At 66.4% G+C, this 1,159-nt stretch carries 2 protein-coding genes; both read left to right on the forward strand.

Features of this window, described 5'->3' with window-relative positions; translation table 11 throughout:
• Window positions 1-361: 361 nt before the first annotated feature.
• Window positions 362-826, forward strand: coding sequence for a type II 3-dehydroquinate dehydratase (locus ASD86_RS15035; protein WP_162253672.1), 465 nt, complete (start codon window positions 362-364; stop codon window positions 824-826).
• 14 nt (window positions 827-840) lie between these two features.
• Window positions 841-1,050 (forward strand): hypothetical protein, encoded by a 210-nt coding sequence (locus ASD86_RS15040; protein WP_056111953.1) that lies wholly within the window; start codon window positions 841-843, stop codon window positions 1,048-1,050.
• Window positions 1,051-1,159 lie beyond the last annotated feature (109 nt).

Consider the following 1,159-nt stretch of genomic DNA (forward strand, 5'->3'; position numbering starts at 1 on the left):
AACTGTGTCGTGGCAGAGGTTCCAGCCCAAAGCTTTCGACTTGGATATTGATGGATCTTGAGGTGTTCGAACTCGCGCGCGCATGGCGATCGCAAACAAAGCATCGGGCCCGAAACTTCTCCCCGAAGCGCCCCGATGATGGAGCCCATCGGAATACCTCTCCCGCTCGCGGGAGAGGTCGCGCCGAAGGCGTGGGTGAGGGCCTCCGGCCGCAGCTCACGCTCACGACCATACGCACACCCGCCACCAGGAATTGACGCAGGCTTTACGCCACCCACGACCGCGCGAATAGCGCCTTTACGCCCGCGATTCCTACAGTGGCTTCCAGGCGCACCGCTCCGAGTGCGCAGTGAGTCCCGACGTGTCGATCCTGATTGTGCGCGGCCCCAATGCCCACGCTGTTAACGATGCCGCCGTCGATTCGATGGTCCCCCCGCTGTCCGGCGAAGTGCGCGCCGCGCTGGTCGAACGCGCGGCCAGCGCCGGCAAGGCGATCTGCGTGCGCAGTTGCCGCAACGAAAACGAACTGGTCGAATGCCTGCGCGGCATGCGCGCGGCCAATACCGAGCTGCTGTTGCTCGATCCGGGCGATTGCCTGCCGGCGAGCGCCAACCTGCGCGGCGCCCTGGCGCAGTTGCCGGTGCCGTACATCGAGGTCCACGACGACGACATGAGCGCGCCGGAGCCGTCGATCGCGCCGCATTGCGGCCAGCGTCTGCGCCGGGTGCACGGCTACTCGGCGCAGAGCTACACCCTGGCCCTGGCGATCGCGCTGGAGCATCTGGGCTGCGCCGACAGCGGCAACGACGTCCACGTCGGCACCTGAGCCGCGGCCGCGATATGAGCGCGCATTATTTTTACTTCGCCGACTACGAAATCCTGGTCGGCGGCCGGTTCATCGTGTGGGGACAGACCACGCTCGACTACGCGCCGGCCGAGACCGGCGCGTTCGATCCGGCCGAACTGTTGAACCTGATCCGCCAGCGCGCCGCGAACGAGCACGGGGTGGAGCGCGATGAGGTGCGGGTGCGGAATTTGAGTCGGTTGTAGCGCCGGTTGTCGGTTGAGGCGGTGTGCGGTGCCTGCGTGACGCTGCGCCGTGGATGAAGTTTCGTGGTCGCGGCTCGCGCCGCTCCTACAGTGGCTACCTGTAGGAGCG

The sequence above is a fragment of the Lysobacter sp. Root690 genome (assembly GCF_001427785.1).
GTDB lineage: Bacteria > Pseudomonadota > Gammaproteobacteria > Xanthomonadales > Xanthomonadaceae > Lysobacter.